3 rRNA genes are annotated in these 5,518 nt (G+C 54.7%); all 3 read right to left on the reverse strand.

Annotated features, from left to right (window positions below):
• Nucleotides 1-44: 44 nt before the first annotated feature.
• The 3 genes from rrf to ACTJI8_RS20385 all read right to left on the reverse strand — a co-directional run bounded on the left by rrf (nt 45) and on the right by ACTJI8_RS20385 (nt 5,304).
• A 5S ribosomal RNA gene (rrf, locus tag ACTJI8_RS20375) occupies nt 45-161 on the reverse strand.
• A gap of 109 nt (nt 162-270) precedes the next feature.
• A 23S ribosomal RNA gene (locus ACTJI8_RS20380) occupies nt 271-3,369 on the reverse strand.
• Between the two features lie 412 nt (nt 3,370-3,781).
• Nucleotides 3,782-5,304 (reverse strand): 16S ribosomal RNA (locus tag ACTJI8_RS20385).
• The 16S, 23S and 5S rRNA genes sit together here, the layout of an rRNA operon.
• Nucleotides 5,305-5,518 lie beyond the last annotated feature (214 nt).

Consider the following 5,518-nt stretch of genomic DNA (forward strand, 5'->3'; position numbering starts at 1 on the left):
GCAGAAAGGCCACCCTGCGTTGGGTGGCCTTTCTGTTAAAGGAAGTCCGGCGGTGTCCTACTCTCCCACAGGGTCCCCCCTGCAGTACCATCGGCGCTGTGAGGCTTAGCTTCCGGGTTCGGAATGTGACCGGGCGTTTCCCTCACGCTATGGCCGCCGAAACACTATTGACGTGTCTCGAACAAGCACAAACGTAATGTTTGTTATATGTTCGCGGTTTCGACCGTACGTCGAGAACCACAAAGTGGACGCAAGCACCAAGAACGGTGTGTTATCAAGTCATCGGCTTATTAGTACCAGTCAGCTGCACGTGTTACCACGCTTCCACATCTGGCCTATCAACCCAGTAGTCTGGCTGGGAGCCTCTCACCCGAAGGTATGGAAGTCTCATCTTGAGGCCGGCTTCCCGCTTAGATGCTTTCAGCGGTTATCCATCCCGAACGTAGCTAACCAGCGGTGCTCCTGGCGGAACAACTGGCACACCAGAGGTTCGTCCAACCCGGTCCTCTCGTACTAGGGTCAGATCCTCTCAAACTTCCTACGCGCGCAGCGGATAGGGACCGAACTGTCTCACGACGTTCTAAACCCAGCTCGCGTACCGCTTTAATGGGCGAACAGCCCAACCCTTGGGACCTACTCCAGCCCCAGGATGCGACGAGCCGACATCGAGGTGCCAAACCATGCCGTCGATATGGACTCTTGGGCAAGATCAGCCTGTTATCCCCGAGGTACCTTTTATCCGTTGAGCGACAGCGCTTCCACAAGCCACTGCCGGATCACTAGTCCCGACTTTCGTCCCTGCTCGACCTGTCAGTCTCACAGTCAAGCTCCCTTGTGCACTTACACTCGACACCTGATTACCAACCAGGTTGAGGGAACCTTTGGGCGCCTCCGTTACTTTTTGGGAGGCAACCGCCCCAGTTAAACTACCCACCAGGCACTGTCCCTGAACCGGATTACGGTTCGAAGTTAGATATCCAGAGTGACCAGAGTGGTATTTCAACAATGACTCCACATGAACTGGCGTCCACGCTTCAAAGTCTCCCACCTATCCTACACAAGCCACACCGAACACCAATACCAAGCTGTAGTAAAGGTCACGGGGTCTTTCCGTCCTGCTGCGCGTAACGAGCATCTTTACTCGTAATGCAATTTCGCCGAGTTCGCGGTTGAGACAGTTGGGAAGTCGTTACGCCATTCGTGCAGGTCGGAACTTACCCGACAAGGAATTTCGCTACCTTAGGATGGTTATAGTTACCACCGCCGTTTACTGGGGCTTAAATTCTCAGCTTCGCCTTACGGCTAACCGGTCCTCTTAACCTTCCAGCACCGGGCAGGCGTCAGTCCGTATACATCGTCTTGCGACTTAGCACGGACCTGTGTTTTTAGTAAACAGTCGCTACCCACTAGTCTCTGCGGCCACCACACCCTTTTCGGAGTAAATCCGTATAAGCGGGTGGCCCCCCTTCTCCCGAAGTTACGGGGGCATTTTGCCGAGTTCCTTAACCACGATTCTCTCGATCTCCTTGGTATTCTCTACCTGACCACCTGAGTCGGTTTGGGGTACGGGCGGCTAGAACCTCGCGTCGATGCTTTTCTTGGCAGCATAGGATCACCCACTTTTCATCCGCATCGTGTCTCAGCCTCAATGAGAGACGGATTTGCCTATCTCTCGGCCTACGCACTTGCACCAGGACAACCATCGCCTGGCTGGGCTACCTTCCTGCGTCACACCTGTTAATACGCTCACTCCACCAGATGGGGTCGCATGCCGCCTCACGATCGTCCCCGAAGGGATCCACGCGTCTTGGGATGCTTAGCACTCCTGATTTCATGTGGGCGGTTCTTCGCCGGTACGGGAATATCAACCCGTTGTCCATCGACTACGCCTGTCGGCCTCGCCTTAGGTCCCGACTTACCCAGGGAAGATTAGCTTGACCCTGGAACCCTTGGTCTTCCGGAGGACGTGTTTCTCACACGTCTTTCGCTACTCATGCCTGCATTCTCACTCGTGTAGCGTCCACGGCTGGATCACTCCGCCGCTTCACTCGCCACACGACGCTCTCCTACCCATCAACACGGCTGGACCACGAAGGCCTACCATAAATGTCAATGCCACAACTTCGGTGGCGTGCTTGAGCCCCGTTACATTGTCGGCGCGGAATCACTTGACCAGTGAGCTATTACGCACTCTTTCAAGGGTGGCTGCTTCTAAGCCAACCTCCTGGTTGTCACAGCAACTCCACATCCTTTCCCACTTAGCACGCGCTTAGGGACCTTAGATGGTGGTCTGGGTTGTTTCCCTCTCGACTATGAAGCTTATCCCCCACAGTCTCACTGCTGCGCTCTCACTTACCGGCATTCGGAGTTTGGCTGACGTCAGTAACCTTGTAGGGCCCATCGGCCATCCAGTAGCTCTACCTCCGGCAAGAAACACGCAACGCTGCACCTAAATGCATTTCGGAGAGAACCAGCTATCACGAAGTTTGATTGGCCTTTCACCCCTATCCACAGCTCATCCCCTCAGTTTTCAACCTAAGTGGGTTCGGCCCTCCACGACGTCTTACCGTCGCTTCAGCCTGGCCATGGATAGATCACTTCGCTTCGGGTCTAGGACACGCGACTGAATCGCCCTATTCAGACTCGCTTTCGCTACGGCTACCCCACACGGGTTAACCTCGCCACGTATCGCTAACTCGCAGGCTCATTCTTCAAAAGGCACGCTGTCACCCCTACTAAGGAGGCTCCAACGGTTTGTAAGCAAACGGTTTCAGGTACTATTTCACTCCCCTCCCGGGGTACTTTTCACCTTTCCCTCACGGTACTTGTCCGCTATCGGTCATCTGGGAGTATTTAGGCTTATCAGGTGGTCCTGACAGATTCACACGGGATTTCTCGGGCCCCGTGCTACTTGGGATACTCTTCACGCCAAGCCAGGCATTTCGACTACGGGGTTCGCACCCTCTATGACCGGCCATTCAAAACCGTTCGTCTATACCTGCTTGTAACGCTGAAAGTTCGGCAGAACAATCCAAAAAGTCCCACAACCCCGAGCATGCAACGCCTGCCGGCTATCACACACACCCGGTTTAGCCTCATCCGCTTTCGCTCGCCACTACTCACGGAATCACATGTTGTTTTCTCTTCCTGTGGGTACTGAGATGTTTCACTTCCCCACGTTCCCTCTACCCGCCCTATATATTCAGGCGGGAGTCACTAGGTCGGCACGCCGCCCAGCGGGGTTTCCCCATTCGGACACCCTCGGATCAAAACTCGCTTATCAGTTCCCCGAGGCTTATCGCAGATTGCTACGTCCTTCTTCGGCTCCAGATGCCAAGGCATCCACCGTTTGCTCTTAAAGACTTGAAATCACATGAGTTCATCAAGAATCGGAAACCAGACCCCGAAGGATCCAGTTCGAAATTGACTAATGATCTTTAAGATCATCAAAACAACACAACCCCAAAGGGTCATGTTGAAGATGCTCGCGTCCACTGTGTAGTTCTCAAAGTACGGGCGGTCCCCCAAACACCCACCACAAGGTGAGCATAAGAAGGCCAGAAAAACCGCATGTGTTCCCACACCCGGTCCCTCAGGACCCAACAGCGTGCAGGCACCCCGCTCACCCATCCCCACGTTCCCACCAGACCCGAAGGCCCGACGTACTAACGAGGATCAGCTGCGCTGATGCCATGTCAAATGTTCCACCCATGAGCTAACCGGCGAGAACATTCGTCTCGATCCGGCGCCTGGAAGGCCGAAGCCTCCAGATGCTCCTTAGAAAGGAGGTGATCCAGCCGCACCTTCCGGTACGGCTACCTTGTTACGACTTAGTCCTAATTACCGATCCCACCTTCGACGGCTCCCTCCACAAGGGTTAGGCCACCGGCTTCAGGTGTTACCGACTTTCATGACTTGACGGGCGGTGTGTACAAGACCCGGGAACGTATTCACCGCAGCGTTGCTGATCTGCGATTACTAGCGACTCCGACTTCATGAGGTCGAGTTGCAGACCTCAATCCGAACTGGGACCGGCTTTTTGGGATTCGCTCCACCTCACGGTATTGCAGCCCTTTGTACCGGCCATTGTAGCATGCGTGAAGCCCAAGACATAAGGGGCATGATGATTTGACGTCATCCCCACCTTCCTCCGAGTTGACCCCGGCAGTATCCCATGAGTTCCCACCATTACGTGCTGGCAACATAGAACGAGGGTTGCGCTCGTTGCGGGACTTAACCCAACATCTCACGACACGAGCTGACGACAACCATGCACCACCTGTTCACGAGTGTCCAAAGAGTTGACCATTTCTGGCCCGTTCTCGTGTATGTCAAGCCTTGGTAAGGTTCTTCGCGTTGCATCGAATTAATCCGCATGCTCCGCCGCTTGTGCGGGTCCCCGTCAATTCCTTTGAGTTTTAGCCTTGCGGCCGTACTCCCCAGGCGGGGAACTTAATGCGTTAGCTGCGTCACGGAATCCGTGGAAAGGACCCCACAACTAGTTCCCAACGTTTACGGGGTGGACTACCAGGGTATCTAAGCCTGTTTGCTCCCCACCCTTTCGCTCCTCAGCGTCAGTTACGGCCCAGAGATCTGCCTTCGCCATCGGTGTTCCTCCTGATATCTGCGCATTCCACCGCTACACCAGGAATTCCAATCTCCCCTACCGCACTCTAGTCTGCCCGTACCCACTGCAGGCCCGAGGTTGAGCCTCGGGATTTCACAGCAGACGCGACAAACCGCCTACGAGCTCTTTACGCCCAATAATTCCGGATAACGCTTGCACCCTACGTATTACCGCGGCTGCTGGCACGTAGTTAGCCGGTGCTTTTTCTGCAGGTACCGTCACTTTCGCTTCTTCCCTGCTAAAAGAGGTTTACAACCCGAAGGCCGTCATCCCTCACGCGGCGTTGCTGCATCAGGCTTCCGCCCATTGTGCAATATTCCCCACTGCTGCCTCCCGTAGGAGTCTGGGCCGTGTCTCAGTCCCAGTGTGGCCGGTCACCCTCTCAGGCCGGCTACCCGTCGACGCCTTGGTGAGCCATTACCTCACCAACAAGCTGATAGGCCGCGAGCCCATCCCCCACCAAAAAATCTTTCCAGTCACTAACCATGCGGTTGCGACTCGTATCCAGTATTAGACGCCGTTTCCAGCGCTTATCCCAGAGTGAGGGGCAGGTTGCTCACGTGTTACTCACCCGTTCGCCACTAATCCACCCAGCAAGCTGGGCTTCATCGTTCGACTTGCATGTGTTAAGCACGCCGCCAGCGTTCATCCTGAGCCAGGATCAAACTCTCCGTAAAAGAAAAAAACAGAACCACCAGGGAAAACCGGCAGACTGCGAGTTTGAAACTGACCAAAGAGATGACATCATTGCTGACTTCATCCGAATGCCAACCCCAAAGGGTTGGTCTTTGATCCAAAGGAATTTCTCAACCAGCCCAAAAGGACTGGACGAGGAATAAATTGGCATTTGACAAGTGCACGCTGTTGAGTTCTCAAGGATCGGATGCTCCT

Source organism: Microbacterium sp. 22303, from assembly GCF_052045265.1.
GTDB lineage: Bacteria > Actinomycetota > Actinomycetes > Actinomycetales > Microbacteriaceae > Microbacterium.